Raw genomic sequence first — 16,379 nt, 5'->3', positions numbered from 1 at the left:
CCGTCCGTCTCAGGCGCACTTGAAGCCTCACACCGCCCTGCTTGATCCGATCCGCCGCCCCGAGGTCCACGACGCCGGGGACGGCGCCGCCGTGGCCGCCTGGCACGCGGGCTGGGCGGCGGCCGTCGGCGTGACGGCGCTGTTCGCGACGGGCGCAGGGACCGGCGCCGAAGCCGCCGGGACGGCGGCGCCCCTGCTGCTGGCTCTGGGGGTCATGGCGGCGCCGGGGCTGGCGGGGCTGACCCTGCTGCGCCGCGACGATGACGAGGCCCGTTCGGCCCTGTTGACGCTGTGGACGCTGGCGGCCCTGGCGGGCGCGGCGCTCAGCGGCGGGGCGGGCGGCCCGCTGGCGGGCTTCGTCTTCGCGCCCTTGGCGGCGGGTCTGGCGCTGGGCGGGCGCCGCCGCGTGCTGGTCGCCGCCATAGCCGCCACGGGCGCGGCGGGCGCGGGGCTGCTGTCCGGCTGGCTGTTGGGCGCGCCGTCGGCGGCGGCGACCACGGCGGGGATCTCGGCCCTGATGACGGCCGGCGCGACCACGGCGGCCCTGTTCCTCGGTGCCCGCCGCGCGGCTCGCCGGATGGAGGTCGCCGAAGCCGACGTGGCCGGGGTCGAGACCCTGCTGGCCGGTCAGCCCGCCCTGACTCTGGCGCTCAATCAGGACCTGCGCGCCCTGGCCGCCTATGGTGCGGCGCCCGCCGCCCTGCCGGTCGAGCCGCTATTCAAAGAGGGGCTGCTGTCGGCCGTCGACCCTGCCGACCGCCCCGCGGTCCTGGCCGCGCTGGCCCGCGCGCGCAGCCTGGGCGAGGCACAGGCCCGCTTTACGCCCCGCCTGGCGCTGGACCGCCGCATCCTTTTGACGGCGCGGCGCATGGATGACGGCGGCTCTCGCCTGATCGTTCAGGCCTTGGACGCCACCTTGCAGTACGCCCGCGAGGCCGAACTGGACGCCGCCCGCATGGAGGCCGAGGCCCAGAGCGCCGGCAAGTCGCGCTTCCTGGCCCATATGAGCCACGAACTGCGCACTCCGCTGAACGCCGTCATCGGCTTTTCGGACGCCATGCGGCAGGAGTTGTTCGGCCCGGTCCCGCCCCGCTACGCCGACTACGCCCGCTCGATCCACGAGGCGGGCGGCCATCTGCTGGACCTGATCAACGACGTGCTGGACGTCAGCCGCATCGAGGCGGACCGCTATGAGCTGGCGCTGGAGCGTTTCGACGCGCGCGAAGCGGTGACGGCCGGACTGGCGCTGGTCCGCCTTCAGGCCGAGGACAAGGGGGTCGAACTGACCGCCGTCCTGCCGCCCGAACCGCTGATGATCCGGGCCGACCGGCGGGCGCTGAAGCAGATGACGCTGAACCTGCTGTCGAACGCAGTGAAGTTCACCCCGGCGGGCGGGACGGTCACGGCCTCGGCGCAGGCGGCGGGGACCATGCTGGAAGTGATCGTCGCCGACACCGGTGTCGGGATAGCCAAGGCTGATCTGGCGCGGCTGGGGCGCCCCTATGAGCAGGCCGGCGAAGCCGACCAGAAGGCGAAAGGCAGCGGGCTGGGGCTGGCTCTCGTCCGCGCCCTAGCCGAACTGCATCGCGGGACGTTGAGCCTGGACAGCACCCTGGGCGAGGGCACGGCCGCCGCTCTGCGACTGCCGGTTCTGGCCGAAGACTGACGCCGCCGTCAGACCGGGCCCATAGCCAGAAAGGCGCGGGCGGCGGCGAAATCGCCCGCCTCGAAACGCGCCGTCGCCACGCTGTCGTCGCGGAACAGGAATTCGATCAGGAAGGGTTCGCGCGGGTCCAGCGCCGCAAGCGCCTCGGCGGCGCTGTCGGGAAAGCGCCAGACCTCGCCCGCCCGCGCGCCTGAGACCAACAGCTCGCGCGGCGCGAGATCGGACCCGGCGGCGAAGACCGCGCGGCGCGCGGCGTCCGGCGGCAGGCCGTCCGTTCCCAGCCATGGTCGGGGCGAGCGCGTCGCGTCCCGCATGACGATGCGCGCGGCATAGGGTCGGGGCTTGCCGACGAACGACACGACCGCCGCCGGACGCGCGTCCTGCGGCGCCTTGCCGGTCAGGCCGAAGCGAACAGGCGAGGCGCCGGTCGCCCCGTCCTGGAACAGGCGCCAGCCGTCGCGGACGCTTTCGAAACGGTCGGCGCTCCACACGGCCTTGTCGCCGGGGAAGTTGATACGCGCCGCCCGCGACCACCCGGCGAAGGCGTGGCGCACCCGCGTCTTGACCCGGTTCAGCTCGGCGTCGTCACAGGCGGTCGCCTCCGCCCGCGCCTTGGCGCGCCCGGCTGTCGCGGCCAGTTCGGTCGCCGGGCGACCTGCCCGCAAGGCGGCCCCGCGCGCCTGCAGCGTCGCCGCCTCCAGCGCCTGCGTCAGGCGCGGCTCGAACAGGCGGCATTTGTCTTGGGCCGCCCGCACGAAGGCGCGCTCGTAATAGACGTCGCTAGAGTTCTGGCCAGCAGCGGTCGCCGTCCCGGCCGCGAGGGCCAGTACGACGATCGCGGCCAGCGTTCTGCTGACTATGCGAGGCGACAGCGCTATGTTCATGCCTCCACCCTAGCCGACGCCGGTTCCGGGTCCGTCTCCAAACAGGGTGAATCAATTGCTTCTTTCCACTGACGTCTGGGTCGGCGCCCTGATCCGACGCGCCGAGCTGGAGGGCGCCAACGCCGTGGTGGTGAAGAAGGGCGACGCCCGCGCCGGCGCCGTCATCGTCAAGGCCTATGACACCGCCACCCGCACCGCCCGACTGTGGACCGAGGCCACCGGCCAGGACGGCGAACCGCTGTGGATCCAGCCCGTCGCCAGCGAGTTCGAGAGCGAACTGGACGCCTATCTGGATCGCCAGCGCCGCTATGACCCCGACCTCTGGATCGTCGAGATCGAGTACCGCCAGGGCCGCCACTTCCTGACCGAGAAGACGCAGGGCTGACCCTCCCTCGCCCGGATAGAGGGTCTATAGGTAGGCCCCCGCACCGGCCCTCAAGCAGGCCGAAGGCCGGTAGGGCCGCTCAAAATGGTAACCGGCTCGTTCACCGCGTTCGTGAACCGGACCGCAAGCGCGGCGTCTTAAAACCCCTCGCATGGGACCAGAACGGTCCTGCGAGCGGGCGCGGTCCATGCTGTTTCTTCTGAACGACGTCGTTTTCGATCTGGACGAGGCTTGCCCGGCCCCCAGCCACGACGTGCGTCGGTTCGAGGGCCTGTCGTTCGACTATGTGCTGGAGATGGGCTGCGAACTGTTCGCCGAGGACCCGCTGCATCACCACAACGACCCCGCCCGCGCTCGCCGCTTGGCCTGGCTGATCGCCCACAAGGCCGAAGGCGTCAGCGCCGCCCTGTTCGCGGCGCCGCAGGCCGGTTGCGCGCCCGAACTGGTGGAGCCGCGCTTCTGCGCCCTGCCCGAGATCGTGTTGCGTCACCTGCATCAGCGCGCGCGTCGCGGCGCCCTGGACGCCGCCACGGCCGACAAGACGGTCTGGAGCCGCCTGGCCGCCTAGGGCTTCCATAGAACACCATCGTTCTTTATTTCTTGTCCCTCAGCCTTGGGGAGACGAAGGGCGATGAACAAGAAAATGCGGTTTCGCGTAAAGCGCGGCGCGGCCATGACCGTGGCGGCCGCCCTCGGCGCCTTCGCCGCATCGCCGGCGCTGGCGGAATGGCTCCGGGCCGAAACCGACCACTTCATCGTCTATGGCGACACCTCGGAAGGCAGCCTGCGGCGCTACGCCCAGAAGGTCGAGCGTTTCGACGCCCTGTTGAGAACCTACTATCCCATCCAGACCGACCACGAGATCCCCAAGCTGGAGATCTTCATGGCCGAAGGTCGACGCGACATGAACCGCATGTCTCCTGGCATCGGCGAGGGGGTAGCGGGCTATTATTCGCCGAACAGCGGCCGCATCTATACGATTGTCGATACGCGCAGCTCTATGGGCGATGTCGTCGTCTTCCACGAATACGCGCACCACTTCATGTTCCAGATGCAGGCCAACGCCTATCCATCCTGGTTCGTGGAGGGGTTTGCCGAATTCTACTCAACCGCCAGCCTGACCGATAAGAAGATCCAGTTCGGACGGCATAATCCGGGCCGGATGAACTCCCTGACCATGGGGTTCAGCTCGTGGGCCAAGATGGAGGATGTGCTGAAGTGGCGCATCTCGGATTCCGGACGTTACCCGGCGCATAGCTATTACGCCCAGGCCTGGGCCATGACCCATTACTTCATGAGCACGCCCGAACGCACCCAGATGCTCGGACGCTATCTGGGGGCTGTGGCCGGTGGTGAGGATTCCGTCGTCGCCATGCAGGCGGCGACAGGCCGGACCCCCGCTCAGCTTCAGGACGACGTCTGGCGCTATATTTCCGGCTCCATCAACGTGACCACGCCCCAGATTGCGGTCACAGATCCGCAGGTGGCGATCAGTCGGCTGTCGAAAGCCCAAGCGGACGCCATCTGGCTGGACGTGCGCCTCGATAACGCGCCGATCAAGCCTCCGGCCGAGGAGGAGACCGAAGATGAAACTCAATCAGAAGCGCAAAAGGCGCGTCGGGTTCGCGAGCGCAAAGAGGCGAGCGAAAACCGGGCCGAACTGATCCGCTCGGCCTTCGCCCTAGGCGAACTTCACGCAGACTCCGATGTGGGCCGTCTGCTCACCGCCCGTGCCCACAGACTGTCACAACGCCCCGATCTGGCGTTGGCGGCTCTGGCGCCGAGCCTCGACGCCAACACGAGCAACGCCCAGGTCCTGCGTGTCGCCGCCTTGGCGCTGCTGGACCAGACCGACGCGGCGGAGTCGATAGACGACGCCAATGAGCTTCGCCGTCAGGCCTCCATCTATCTGGCCCGTGCGATGGACGCCGAGCCACTGGATTTCCGTATCTATCTGGGTCTGAACGACGTACGAAACGGCCAGCCGCGCTATCCGACGGATAACGACATCTCCACCCTGGAGGTCGCCTGCGCCCTGGCGCCGCAGTCCTTCGACTGCCGCACCCGACTGGCCCACGCCTATATGGCGCGCGGCATGAACCCGGAGGCGATCGCCGTCCTGACGCCGGTGGCCAACAGCCCCCATTCCAGCGGCTACAAGCGCCAGGCGCGAGCCATGATCAACCGCGCGCGACAGGCCCTGCACCAGGCTCCGCTGGAAACAGGACCCGAGCCTGACGACGAAGACGACGCCGATGCGCAGGGTCAGGCCACCGACGCCGCCTGACCTGAAAGGTGTTAGAGCAGGACGCCGAACACCGTGTGCACGACGGCTGCGGCCACGACGATCAGGGCGAACCCGGCCAGAAAGCAGACCAGCGGATGAATCTTGGACGCGTTCGGTGCAGGCGCGACCTTGCCTGGGTGGACCAGAGCCATGACGTTTTCCCTTCCCTAGTGCGGCGAACTCATGGCCCGCCGTCTCCCAGAAACGAGGATGCCTCGAATAACCCTCATAGGCGAAGGGTCTCTCACGGCATCGTGAACGTCGACAATTGAGCCCCGGCGCGCTAGGTCGCGCGTCCTAAAGGAAGCTCCATGTCCAAACTGACCCTCGCCCAGGAGGCCGATCGCCGTCGGACCTTCGCCATCATCGCTCACCCCGACGCCGGTAAGACGACGCTGACCGAGCATATTCTGCTGGCGGGCGGCGCCGTGCGCGCGGCGGGCGCGGTCAAGGCGCGCGGCGAGAACCGCCGGGCGCGCTCGGACTGGATGAAGATCGAGAAGGAACGGGGCATCTCGGTCACCGCCTCGGTCATGACGTTCGAGCACGACGGCAAGATGTTCAACCTGCTGGACACGCCGGGGCACGAGGACTTCTCCGAAGACACCTATCGCACCCTGACCGCCGCCGACTGCGCCATCATGGTGCTGGACGCCGCCAAAGGCATCGAGCCGCAGACGCTGAAGCTGTTCGAGGTCTGCCGCCTGCGCGACATTCCGATCATCACCTTTATCAACAAGCTGGACCGCGAAGCGCAGGACCCGATGGCCCTGCTGGATGAGATCGCGTCCCGCCTGCAGCTGGACCCCTCGCCCATCTGGTGGCCGGCCGAGAGCGGCAATCGCCTGCGCGGCCTGGCCGAGGTCGGCGGTCAGGGCCGCTTCCAGCCCTATACGCGCAAGACCGCCGACAACGACGGCGAACACCCGGCGCCCCTGCCCTTCGATCAGGCCGCCGACTTCTTCCAGGGCACGGAGCAGGCCGACATGGTCGATGCGCTGGAACTGGTCGAGGCGGGCTATAAGCCGTTCGATCATCAGGCGTTTCTGGAAGGCCATATGACGCCTGTGCTGTGGGGCTCGGCCCTGCGCCACTTCGGCATCGAGGAGCTGCTGAAGGCCATCGGCGAGTGGGCCCCGCCGCCCAAGACCATGAAGGCCCGCAAGGAGGCGCCGCCCGAAACGCGCAACGCTCCCGCGCCCGAAGACATCACGGTCGAACCCAGCAAGGACGAAGTCACCGGCTTCGTCTTCAAGGTCCAGGCCAACATGGACCCTAACCACCGCGACCGCATCGCCATGTTCCGCATGGCCTCGGGCAGCTTCAAGCGCGGCATGAAGCTGAAGGTGCAGAACACCGGCAAGCAGCTGTCGGTGAACGCCCCCATCATGTTCTTCGCCTCGGACCGCGAACTGGCCGAAGAGGCCTATGCCGGCGACGTCATCGGCATTCCCAACCACGGGGTGCTGCGCGTCGGCGACAGCCTGTCGGAGAGCGGCCTTGTGCGCTTTGCGGGCCTGCCCAACTTCGCGCCGGAAATCCTGCAGCGCGTCCGCGTCAAAGACCCGCTGAAGGCCAAGCACCTGCAAAAGGCGCTGGTCGGTCTGGCCGAGGAAGGCGTCACCCAGCTGTTCCGCCCGGAACTGGGCGCGGACTTCATCGTCGGCGCCGTGGGCCAGCTGCAGTTCGAGGTCATGGCCGACCGCCTGGGCGAGGAATACGGCCTGGACGTCATGTTCGAGCCGTCCCCTTACGCCGAGGCCCGCTGGGTGTCCGGAGCCAAGGCCGACCTTGAGGACTTTGCCGGCAAATATCGGCCGCAGATGGCGGCCGACATCGACCAGAACCCGGTCTTCCTGGCCAAGTCGAGCTGGGAGACGGGCTACGTTTCCGAACGCTTCCCCAAGGTCGCCTTCTCGAAGACCAAGGAACGGGGCTGACCGATCACGCGCTGGCGCGGGCGGGCGAGCCTTCCCGCGCCAGACTCTGGAACCACGGCAGGAAGATCTGGATCAGCGGGCCGATGCCCACGGCGAAGACGATGGTGCCGACGCCGACCGAGCCGCCTAGCAGCCAGCCGCCGGCCAGGACGCTGAGCTCGATCAGCATCCGCGACACGCGGATCGACCAGCCCAGCCGCTGGTTCAGCCCGACCATCAGGCCGTCGCGCGGCCCCGTCCCCATGCCCGCCCCGATATAGGCCGCCGCGCCTACGGCGGTCAGCACGACGCCCCCCGCCATGAAGGCCAGCCGAAGCGGCAGGGTCGTCATCTCAGGCATAACCGCCAGCGCTGCATCCATCGACAGGCCGATGACGAAGATGTTGAACAGGGTGCCGATCCCCGGCTTCTGCCGCAGCGGAATCCACGTCAGCATCACCACCACGCCCATCAGGATGGAGGCGGTCCCCAGGCTCATGCCCGTGCGCAGCGATAGGCCCTGATGGAAGACGTTCCACGGATCCAAGCCCAGATTGGCCCGCACCATCATGGCGGCGGCGACGCCATACAGGCACAGGCCGAATTGAAGCTGGATGAAGCGGCGCATGAACATGGCCCCCTTCTGCCTGATCGCGCCGGGAATTACAGGTCCGGCTTTCGTCTGAGCCCGAAGGTCATGGCGGCCATGACGAGACAGACGCCGCTGGACAGCAGCATGGCCAGCCCCGCCGAGCGATCCAGCACCACCTCGTAAAGCGCCGGAGCCGCCGCCTGGACGAAGCGGGCGGGCGTCAGCATCAGGGCCTGTCGCGCGCCATAGTTCTCGCGCCCGAACAGATGCAGCGGCAGGAGGCCCGAGGCCACCGCCAGCAGGCCGTTGCCCGCCCCCTGGCCCATGGCGACGGCGCCCGCCGCCCCCTTGCCGCCGACGAAGGCGACCAGGGCGCCGAACGGATGCAGGAGGGTCGCCGTCAGTTCCTGCGTTGGCTCGGCGATCAGGGGCGCGCCATGCCCGACGCCCTGGATGCAACCTGAAGCTTAGCTGAACACGTCTTTCATCCTTCACGGGGACGTGGTTCTCTATTAGGGCCAGATTGGCGCTCCCCGCGCCTGTGGAGTTCTGATGTTCATCCTTGTCGTCACCGCCGCCATGGCGCTGGCCCAGACCTCGGCGAAGACCCAACCTTCGCCCCAGGCTCCGGCTCCAGCGCCCAGCGCCCGGCTCGTCTCCTATGACGAGGCGGTGCGTTGCGCCGGTTTGACACAGGCGGCGTCCGAACTGGAGGGCGGAGAGAGCCGTTATGGCCGCTCGCTCTATGACGCCGCCCTCTACTGGTCGCTGGCGGCCATGCAGGCGGCGACCGTCGCCGGACGCAATCCCGCCGTGGCGGAAACGGAACAGACTCGCGCCCGTCTGGACGCCGTGCGTCGCCTTTCCGCCGGAGAATCCGAGGCTCGCGCGACCTTGCAGCGCTGCCGTCAGAAGGCGCCCCGCCTGGGCTGAGGCCGCGTCGCGCAGCCTCCCAACGCGGCGGGCCCTCGCCCTGCCGCCCCAAAAGTTGTGCATATGGTTAAGGCGAACCGTTCCAACGGCGCTGCGTTTGCTTGGTCGACCCAGGGATCATCCTCTTGATCCCGAAGCGGGACGATGCAGGCGGCGATAGAGGCGAATGTTCGAATTCGGCAGAGATCTCAGACGGCTGTTCGAGAAGGCGCGCGACAGCGACGACCTTGGGTGGCTGGAGCTGATCGGCGTGGGCCTGGTCGAGGTCGAGGCGCGCCAGCAAGCCACCGACGCCGGGCGCGTGTCTTGCACCCGCCCGTTTGACGCCGCCTTGCGCGCCGCCGCCCTGTGGCGCGAGCACGCGCGTCGCTGCGGCGCCCCCGGCAGTCTGGAGCGCGCCGAAAGCAGCGGCCGCGACGCCGCCAAACACGCCGCCAACGGCGATCAGGCGGTGCGCGCCGCCCTGGACCTGGCCGCAACCGCCATGCTGGCCTTCGACCTTCGCGGCGGGCCGGAACGCCTCACCGCCGCCCTCGATTTGTTGAGCGACCTGCCTGCGGCGCGGCGGGTGGATACGGTCGCGGCGGCGGCGGCGCTGCACGCCCGCCTGCGCGCGCGGCTGGCGCTTCTGTCCGGCCGCCTTTCGGAAATGCACGAGGCCGCCAGCCTGCTGGAAACTGCGCTGGCCAACCTGAAGGGCCCGCGCACCGTGGAAGACGAGATACGGCTGGACCGCGCCGCCTTGGTTCTGGACATCGGCCTGACCGCGCGCGATCCCCAGATGCTGGATCAGGCCGGCCGCGACCTGCGCGCCCTTGTCGAGGCGGCCGCTCCGGAACAGAGGCCGCTGAGCCGCGCCCGCGCCCTGGCCCTTTGCGCGGCCGGCATGGCGGCCCTGGCGGCCGTCGCCGACGCCCCCGCCGCCCGCGATCAGGCGCAGGCCATGTTCGACGTGGCCGCCCAGTTGTTCACCCCCGATCACAGCCCGCTGGACTGGGCCGCCATCCAGGTCATGCGCGCCGAGCGGGAGACCCTGCCGTCGGTGGTGCTGATCCAGGCTGAGGCCCTCACCGAAGGCGGCGGCCTGATCCTGGGCGCCCTGGCCCATGAGCAGCGGGTGGCCCAGGACGCCGCCCGCGCCAGCGCCGCCGGCGACCTGACCGCCTTGCTGGATATCGAGACCAGCCTGCGGCGCCGTCTGGCGCGGCCTTCGGTCAAGGCCACGCCGCTGGACTGGGCGGCCGAACAGATCGGCCTGGCGCGGGTCGCGCTGGCCCGGGCGCGGTGGACCGGCGAAAGCCCCCGCGGCGTCGGCCTGATGCTGACTGAAGCCGCCCAGACCGCGCGCGAATACGGCGCCCAGACGCTGGCGGAACGGGCCGAACGGCTGACCGCCCGCACGCAGTCCGCCTGAGGCGGACAGTCCGCCTGCACCGCCCCTGCACTGGCCCTGGACTGGCCCTGCACTGTCCCGGCCTTGACCCGGCCCCAAAGGGCGCCTAGCTCACGGGCTCCTCAAGAAGGGTTTCGACACAGTGACCGAACAAACCGCCGCCGCCGATCCCGTTCACGCCTTCATCGCCCAGGCGGTGGCTGAGCATGACGTGGTGCTCTTCATGAAGGGCACGCCGGACTCGCCGCGCTGCGGCTTCTCCTCGCTGGCCGTTCAGATCCTGGATCACGTCGGCGCGCCCTTCGTCGGCGTCGACGTGCTGCAGGACGAAGCCCTGCGCGAAGGCATCAAGGCCTTCACCGACTGGCCGACCATTCCCCAGCTCTATGTGAAGGGCGAGTTCGTCGGGGGTTCGGACATCGTACGCGAGATGTTCCAGTCGGGCGAGCTTCAAGCCCTGATGGCCGAGAAGGGCGTCGCCCTCGGCGAAGCGTAAGCCGAGCGGAGGCTGAACCGATGGCCCGGCCGCAGCTTCAGCCGCGAGAGGACCGCGAGGTCTTCGTCGTGCCGCTGGAGGTGCGGCCGGAGCACATCGACGAGAACAACCACGTCAACAACGTCGTCTATGTCGGCTGGCTGCAGGATGTCGGCACGGCGCACTGGAACGCGCGTTTTGACGAGGAGACGCGCGCGAAATGGGCCTGGCTGGCCCTGCGTCATGAGATCGACTACCTGCGCGCCATCGAACCGGATGCGACAGGCGTGATCGCCCGCACCTGGGTCGGCGATCCGCAGGGGCCGCGCTTCAACCGCTATGTCCGTATCGAGGACGCCCAAGGCCGCCTGTGCGCCCAAGGGCTGTCCGAATGGTGCCTGGTCGACGCCAGAACCCTGCGTCCGGCCCGCATCCCGAAAGAGATGCTGGGGCCGTTTCAAGCCTAGAGGCTGATGGGGTTCAGCACGCGCACCGGCTGGCCCGGCTCAAGACCCAGTTCGGCGTAGGTCCAGCTGACCGTAACGCCTTCGGGAACCAGAGCCTTGCACAGGTCCGGCGTACGGCGCGTCAACGTCAGTTCGGCCGGTTCGCCGTCCTTGATCTTGACCTCGAAACTGGAGGTCTCGGTACAGCCGTTGGAGCCGACCACGACATTCAGCCGCTGACCGTCGAAGTCGACCTTGCGGACGGCTTCAAGCGCCTCGACGCGCGTCGTCCTCTGATCGGCGACGATGGAGATCTTCTCGCCCCCTTCGTTCGAATAGATGACGCAGCCGCCCAGCAGGGGCAGCAGGGCGGCCGCAGCCAGAACAACAGCCAGACGCATCAGTTCGCCTCAGCCGGGGCCGAGTGGATGACGCGCGTGGTCGGCTTCTCGGTGGCGATGACGATGCAGCCCGACAGCATGGGCGCGGCGACCGCAGCGGCGGCGAGAGCGATGATGAGACGACGCATAGGATTTTCCCGTGTTGATTGGCCCAAGACTGCCAGCGTCGCCGTTCCGGATCACGTGAATAATCGGAAAGGCTGCGGCTGCGCGGCTCAGGCGGCCGTTCTGGCCGTCGCCGGGATCACGGCGGCGCCATGCGACAGGGCGTCCGCCTCAGGCTGGGGCCGCCCCAGCAGGTAGCCTTGCACCTCATTACAACCCTGAGCGCGCAGGAAGGCCAGCTGCTCGGCCGTCTCCACGCCCTCGGCCAGCACCGGGATCGACAGGCTTTCGCCGATGGTCAACACCGCGCGGATGATGGCGCGCGACTGGGGCGCCGCTCCGTCCAGCTCCAGCATGAAGGAGCGGTCCAGCTTGATCTTGTCGAAGGGGAAGGCCTTCAGCGTCGACAGGGAGGAATACCCGGTGCCGAAGTCGTCCATCGCCACCGTGACGCCCAGCGCCTTCAGCTGACGCAGGACATGGGTGGTGCGCTCCATGTCGGTGATCATCGCCGTCTCGGTGATTTCCAGCTCAAGGCGCGACGGCGACAGGCCGGTCTCGATCAGAATCTGATGCACCAGACGCGGCAGGTCGACATGGCTCAGCTGGACTGGCGACAGATTGACCGCAATGCGGTGCGGCTCGGCCCAGGCGGCGGCGTGACGGCAGGCCTGACGCAGGACCCATTCGCCGATCGGCAGGATCAGCCCGGTCTCCTCGGCCACGGGGATGAAGTCTACGGGCGAGATATAGCGCCCCTCGTCGTTCTTCCAGCGAAGCAGGACTTCATACCCCGTCGCCTTGCCCGTCTCGACCGAGGCCTGCACCTGATAGTGCAGTTCGAACTGCTCGCGCTCCAGCGCCTCGCGCAGGGCCTGGGTGACCCGGCGGCGCGCACGCACGGCCTGATCCATGTCCGCCTCATAGAAGCAGACGTCCTGTGTCAGCGAGGCCTTGGCGCGATACATGGCCAGGTCCGCATTGTTGATCAGGGTCGAAACGTCCCGCGCGTCTTCCGGCCACAACGACACGCCGATGCTGGCGCCGCACGACAGGTCGGCGTGCTCTATGGTGACGGTTTCCATCACCGCCTTTCGCAGGCGTTCGGCGACGGCGAGGGCCTGATCCCGGCCGGCGACCGACGCCAGGGCCAGGAATTCGTCTCCGCCCTGACGCGCAATGAATTCGCCCTCGTGCAGGGCCGCCTTCATCCGCTCGGCGATGACGCACAGAAGCTGGTCGCCCACGGCATGGCCGTACAGGTCGTTCACCTCCTTGAAGCGATCGAGGTCGAGGGCGAACAGAGCCAGGGTCTCGCCTTCCGCCGCCGTCTTCTTCAGCCGGGTCAGCCGCTCCAGAAATGAGGCCCGGTTGGGCAGGCCCGTCAGGCTGTCGTTCCTCGCCAGATGGGCGATCCGCCGTTCCTGGGCCATGCGGTCGCGCAGATCGCGCACGGCGTAGATCATGACGCCGCCGGCGGTCGTCTGGTCGCGACGGGCCGACAGTTCGACGGCGATGTCTCCGGCCTCGGTCCGCAGCACGGTCTGGGCCACCGCGCCGTCCCCGAGACGATGAGCGTCCTCGACCCATTGCTCCAGACTTGCCCCTACCAGGGCTTCGCGCTCGATCCCCAGCAGGGTCGCCAGGACTTCATTGGCGGCGATGATGGCCCCGTCGCGTTCGATCGCCATGCCGTCGACGCTGCTGTCGATCAGATACTGTTGACGCTCACGGTGCAGCGCGTGCGCCTGACTGTCCAGAAAGTGGCTGGCGGCCCCTGCCCCCAGCACCAGCAACCCCACGCCCGCAACGCCCAACGCCAGCACATGCTGGGCGTCCTGCCCCGTCAGAACGCCGTCCGTGGCGGCGACGGGGATGACCGTCATCGCCGCCATCGCGGTGAAATGCAGGCAGACGATGCCCATGACCATGGCGGCGGCTCCCTTCGGGCGAGCGAACCGGTCGTCAGCACGGGCGCTGAACTGGAAGGCGGCGGCCCCGAAGACGACCGAACCGATCAAGGCCACGGCGACATAGGCGTAGGACCAGTGCACCACGGCCTCCACCGCCATGGCCGCCATGCCGACAAAGTGCATGGCGGAGACCGCCAGGCCGAACACCGCCCCGCCCAGCGCAGGCATGAAGCGCCCCCGGATCGTCGCTCCGCCCAACGCCAGGCCGACGCCGACAATGGCGATAGCCAAGGACACCCCGGTGAGCAGCGGCTCGTAAGCGATCTCGACGCCGGGTCGATAGGCGATCATGGCGACGAAATGGGTGCACCAGATGGTGGCGCCGCCGGCCAGCGCTCCCAGGAACACCCAAGACGCCAGCGGCACGCCGCGCTCTTCCCTGACCCGCCGCAAAAGTCCGCAGGTAACCCAGCTGCCGACCAGGCAGATGAAAGCCGCCAAGGCCACCAGACCGAAATGGTGATCTTCGGTCAGACACGAGAGGACGCGCATACGAGGGAGACGCCAGACATGAGAAAACGGTCGGCCCTTCTATGACCGAGGCCTTAAACGCGCCTGTCTGAGCGTAGCTAACAAAAGCTGAAAATTCAGCTCGATCGGACCTATTGGGTCACGCCCTCGTCCCCGTTCAACAGATAGGGGTTGTTGACCACCACATTGGCGCCGGGCGGCAGACCCAGCTCCTCAAAAGTCCATTGCAACTGGACGCCGTCCTTGACCGGACGAGTGCAACGGTCCTCGTCCAGGCGGCGCAGGGTGATGACCGCCGAATCCTTCAGCCGCGTAATGAACGGCTTTACGTCGGCCTTGTCGGTGCAGCCGTTGGAGCTGACGCGGAACACCGCCAGGTCGCGGGTGAAGGCGGCGGCGTGGATCGGCTCCAGCTGGCCCGGCATGCCTTCGGTCCGCACCAGTTCGCCCGGCGCATGAGCGCAGGCGGCGAGCCCGGCGGCCAGAACCAGACCAAAGAAAGACCTTCTCATGTTCGGCCTCCCTGGGCGCGATCCTGATGATTATCCATTGTGCGCTCAATTGGCCCGAAAGTGAACCGTCAAGGCCGCAATATGAACAAAGAAAGGCCCCGGCGACGCCGGGGCCTTCCAAAGAACCTTGGCCAAGAAGCTTGGCAGATCCGTCGAACTTACGAGGAGTAGTATTCGACGACCAGGTTCGGCTCCATCTTCACCGGGTACGGCACGTCGGACAGTTCCGGCACGCGGCCGTAACGGACCGAGAAACCGCGATCGCCCAGTTCCAGATAGTCGGGCAGGTCACGCTCGCCCGACTGCTGGGCTTCCAGCACCAGGGCCATGTTGCGCGACTTTTCCTTGACCTCGATGACGTCGCCGACCTTCACGCGGTAAGAGCCGATGTCGACCTTCTTGCCGTTGACGGTGACGTGGCCGTGCGAGACGAACTGACGGGCGGCCCAGACGGTCGGCACGAACTTGGCGCGGTAGACGATGGCGTCCAGGCGCGATTCCAGCAGACCGATCAGGTTTTCCGAGGTGTTGCCCTTGCGGCGGGCGGCTTCGGCGTAAGTCGCCGCGAATTGCTTCTCGGTGATGTTGCCGTAGTAGCCCTTCAGCTTCTGCTTGGCCTTCAGCTGCAGACCAAAGTCAGAGACCTTGGACTTGCGGCGCTGACCGTGCTGGCCGGGGCCGTAGGAGCGCTTGTTGACAGGAGACTTGGCGCGACCCCACAGGTTTTCACCCATGGCCCGGTCGAGCTTGTACTTGGCGCTGTGGCGCTTGGACATATGTCACTCTTCATCATGATGCGGCCCGGCCCCTCCCCTATTGGAGCGGCGATCTCAACGGCGGTCCACGCATCGTCCGTAATAGACATCGCGCCTCGGGACGAACCCGATGCGAGAAGGGCGGGCTTATGAAGGCCCGCCCTCCCTGAGTCAAGCAAACCGAAGGCTCAGCCCTTGGCGGCTTCGTACAGTTCGTTGACCTTGTTCCAGTTCACCACCGACCAGAAGGCCTTGAGGTAGTCGACGCGGCGGTTCTGGTACTTGAGGTAATAGGCGTGCTCCCACACGTCGGCGGCCAGCAGGACGGCGCCCTTTTCGGCCGCGTCGTCCATCAGCGGGTTGTCCTGGTTCGGGGTCGAGGTGACCTTCAGCTTGCCGTCCTGAAGGATCAGCCAGGCCCAGCCCGAACCGAACTGACCGGCGCCGGCCGCGTCGAAATCAGCCTTGAACTTGTCCATGCCGCCCAGTTCGGCGTCGATCTTCGCGGCCAGTTCAGCCGAGGGCTCGCCGCCCGTGCCGACCGGGGCCAGCAGTTCCCAGAACAGGCTGTGGTTCCACACGCCGCCGCCGTTGTTGCGGATCGACTTCGGCAGCTTGGACATGATCGCGAAGATCTCTTCCAGCGACTTGCCTTGCGCCTCGGGCGTGGCGTCGACGAACTTGTTCAGGTTGCCGACGTAGGTCTGATGGTGCTTGTCGTGGTGGAAGGTCATCGTCTCCTTGTCGATGGCCGGCTCCAGCGCGTCATAGGCGTAGGGCAGCGGGGGCAGGGTGAAGGCCATGGGAGACTCCTCTTTACGGCGTGTGATTCCTCTGGACCCTATCTAGGGCCGCGCGCGACATACCCAAGCCTTGAACCTCGCCTTTGTTCACAATTGTCGAGCCAAGGCCGGTTTTCGGAACCTAAAGCGGCGAATAACGGTTTTCCGCACGCCCCGGACCGTCATTGCGGTCGCTTTTCAAGGATGGTGCATCATGCCTGTCCGTTTTCGCGGCGCCTTCCTCTCCGACGCCGAAGCGGAAAGCCTGCGCCTGCGGTTGCTGGAGGTGATTCCACGTCTGCGCCGTCATCAGTTGCTCGATCTCGCCGACACCCTGCACGAAGCCGCGCGGGAGCGGCGCTGGTCGTCGGAAGATCGGCTCGACCTCAGGGCCTGACGC

At 67.7% G+C, this 16,379-nt stretch carries 20 protein-coding genes; 10 read left to right on the top strand and 10 right to left on the bottom strand.

Going from position 1 to position 16,379, the window contains the following annotated elements; all coding sequences use genetic code 11:
* Positions 1–19 precede the first annotated feature (19 nt).
* The gene (locus PIB44_RS04285; RefSeq protein WP_278070541.1) at positions 20–1,666 is read left to right on the top strand and encodes a sensor histidine kinase; all 1,647 of its coding nucleotides are present in this window, start codon (positions 20–22) and stop codon (positions 1,664–1,666) included.
* A gap of 8 nt (positions 1,667–1,674) precedes the next feature.
* Here the strand turns inward: PIB44_RS04285 and PIB44_RS04280 are convergent, their stop codons facing one another.
* Positions 1,675–2,550: a hypothetical protein gene (locus PIB44_RS04280; RefSeq protein WP_278070540.1), complete on the bottom strand. Its 876-nt coding sequence runs from the start codon at positions 2,548–2,550 to the stop codon at positions 1,675–1,677.
* A 55-nt stretch (positions 2,551–2,605) separates the two neighbouring features.
* Between PIB44_RS04280 and PIB44_RS04275 the strand changes: the two genes are divergently transcribed.
* From PIB44_RS04275 to PIB44_RS04265, 3 genes are all read left to right on the top strand, one after another.
* Positions 2,606–2,935: a DUF1491 family protein gene (locus PIB44_RS04275; RefSeq protein WP_278070539.1), complete on the top strand. Its 330-nt coding sequence runs from the start codon at positions 2,606–2,608 to the stop codon at positions 2,933–2,935.
* Positions 2,936–3,122: 187 nt separating this feature from the next.
* A complete protein-coding gene (locus PIB44_RS04270) occupies positions 3,123–3,503 on the top strand; it encodes a hypothetical protein (RefSeq protein ID WP_278070538.1) in 381 nt (126 codons plus the stop codon).
* Between the two features lie 75 nt (positions 3,504–3,578).
* Positions 3,579–5,222 carry a DUF1570 domain-containing protein gene (locus PIB44_RS04265; protein ID WP_278070537.1) on the top strand — a complete coding sequence of 548 codons (1,644 nt, stop codon included), beginning with the start codon at positions 3,579–3,581 and terminating at the stop codon, positions 5,220–5,222.
* An 11-nt stretch (positions 5,223–5,233) separates the two neighbouring features.
* On the opposite strand, the gene PIB44_RS04260 is transcribed toward PIB44_RS04265, so the two are convergent.
* A complete protein-coding gene (locus tag PIB44_RS04260) occupies positions 5,234–5,374 on the bottom strand; it encodes a hypothetical protein (protein WP_167309436.1) in 141 nt (46 codons plus the stop codon).
* A 159-nt stretch (positions 5,375–5,533) separates the two neighbouring features.
* On the opposite strand from PIB44_RS04260, the gene PIB44_RS04255 reads away from it, so the two are divergent.
* On the top strand, positions 5,534–7,162 hold the full coding sequence (locus tag PIB44_RS04255) for a peptide chain release factor 3 (RefSeq protein ID WP_278070536.1): 1,629 nt from the start codon (positions 5,534–5,536) through the stop codon (positions 7,160–7,162).
* A gap of 4 nt (positions 7,163–7,166) precedes the next feature.
* Here the strand turns inward: PIB44_RS04255 and yczE are convergent, their stop codons facing one another.
* Both yczE and PIB44_RS04245 read right to left on the bottom strand, forming a co-directional pair.
* Positions 7,167–7,775: a membrane protein YczE gene (yczE, locus tag PIB44_RS04250; protein ID WP_278070535.1), complete on the bottom strand. Its 609-nt coding sequence runs from the start codon at positions 7,773–7,775 to the stop codon at positions 7,167–7,169.
* Positions 7,776–7,804: 29 nt separating this feature from the next.
* Positions 7,805–8,059: a hypothetical protein gene (locus tag PIB44_RS04245; RefSeq protein WP_278070534.1), complete on the bottom strand. Its 255-nt coding sequence runs from the start codon at positions 8,057–8,059 to the stop codon at positions 7,805–7,807.
* Between the two features lie 226 nt (positions 8,060–8,285).
* On the opposite strand from PIB44_RS04245, the gene PIB44_RS04240 reads away from it, so the two are divergent.
* The 4 genes from PIB44_RS04240 to PIB44_RS04225 all read left to right on the top strand — a co-directional run bounded on the left by PIB44_RS04240 (position 8,286) and on the right by PIB44_RS04225 (position 11,001).
* Positions 8,286–8,666, top strand: coding sequence for a hypothetical protein (locus tag PIB44_RS04240; protein WP_134579903.1), 381 nt, complete (start codon positions 8,286–8,288; stop codon positions 8,664–8,666).
* A 166-nt stretch (positions 8,667–8,832) separates the two neighbouring features.
* On the top strand, positions 8,833–10,080 hold the full coding sequence (locus PIB44_RS04235) for a hypothetical protein (protein ID WP_278070533.1): 1,248 nt from the start codon (positions 8,833–8,835) through the stop codon (positions 10,078–10,080).
* A 121-nt stretch (positions 10,081–10,201) separates the two neighbouring features.
* A complete protein-coding gene (gene grxD / locus PIB44_RS04230; protein ID WP_134579900.1) occupies positions 10,202–10,555 on the top strand; it encodes a Grx4 family monothiol glutaredoxin in 354 nt (117 codons plus the stop codon).
* 20 nt (positions 10,556–10,575) lie between these two features.
* Positions 10,576–11,001: an acyl-CoA thioesterase gene (locus PIB44_RS04225; RefSeq protein ID WP_025978462.1), complete on the top strand. Its 426-nt coding sequence runs from the start codon at positions 10,576–10,578 to the stop codon at positions 10,999–11,001.
* Here the strand turns inward: PIB44_RS04225 and PIB44_RS04220 are convergent.
* The 6 genes from PIB44_RS04220 to PIB44_RS04195 all read right to left on the bottom strand — a co-directional run bounded on the left by PIB44_RS04220 (position 10,998) and on the right by PIB44_RS04195 (position 16,000).
* Positions 10,998–11,381, bottom strand: coding sequence for a hypothetical protein (locus PIB44_RS04220; protein ID WP_278070532.1), 384 nt, complete (start codon positions 11,379–11,381; stop codon positions 10,998–11,000). The two genes, PIB44_RS04225 and PIB44_RS04220, sit on opposite strands and share 4 nt — an antisense overlap.
* Positions 11,381–11,509, bottom strand: a complete 129-nt coding sequence (locus tag PIB44_RS04215; RefSeq protein ID WP_278070531.1) for a hypothetical protein — start codon at positions 11,507–11,509, stop codon at positions 11,381–11,383. Before PIB44_RS04215 ends, PIB44_RS04220 begins: the two co-directional genes overlap by 1 nt.
* A gap of 87 nt (positions 11,510–11,596) precedes the next feature.
* The gene (locus tag PIB44_RS04210) at positions 11,597–13,825 is read right to left on the bottom strand and encodes a bifunctional diguanylate cyclase/phosphodiesterase (protein ID WP_278070530.1); all 2,229 of its coding nucleotides are present in this window, start codon (positions 13,823–13,825) and stop codon (positions 11,597–11,599) included.
* Positions 13,826–14,061: 236 nt separating this feature from the next.
* Positions 14,062–14,442: a lipoprotein gene (locus PIB44_RS04205; RefSeq protein WP_025978465.1), complete on the bottom strand. Its 381-nt coding sequence runs from the start codon at positions 14,440–14,442 to the stop codon at positions 14,062–14,064.
* 158 nt (positions 14,443–14,600) lie between these two features.
* On the bottom strand, positions 14,601–15,218 hold the full coding sequence (gene rpsD, locus PIB44_RS04200; RefSeq protein ID WP_025978466.1) for a 30S ribosomal protein S4: 618 nt from the start codon (positions 15,216–15,218) through the stop codon (positions 14,601–14,603).
* Positions 15,219–15,385: 167 nt separating this feature from the next.
* Positions 15,386–16,000: a superoxide dismutase gene (locus tag PIB44_RS04195; protein WP_278070529.1), complete on the bottom strand. Its 615-nt coding sequence runs from the start codon at positions 15,998–16,000 to the stop codon at positions 15,386–15,388.
* 193 nt (positions 16,001–16,193) lie between these two features.
* Here PIB44_RS04195 and PIB44_RS04190 point away from each other — a divergent pair, with 193 nt between their 5' ends.
* The gene (locus tag PIB44_RS04190) at positions 16,194–16,376 is read left to right on the top strand and encodes a hypothetical protein (RefSeq protein ID WP_278070528.1); all 183 of its coding nucleotides are present in this window, start codon (positions 16,194–16,196) and stop codon (positions 16,374–16,376) included.
* Positions 16,377–16,379 lie beyond the last annotated feature (3 nt).

The sequence above is a fragment of the Brevundimonas sanguinis genome (assembly GCF_029636725.1).
Lineage (GTDB): Bacteria > Pseudomonadota > Alphaproteobacteria > Caulobacterales > Caulobacteraceae > Brevundimonas > Brevundimonas sanguinis.
This window is presented reverse-complemented; position numbering and strand designations above follow the sequence as displayed.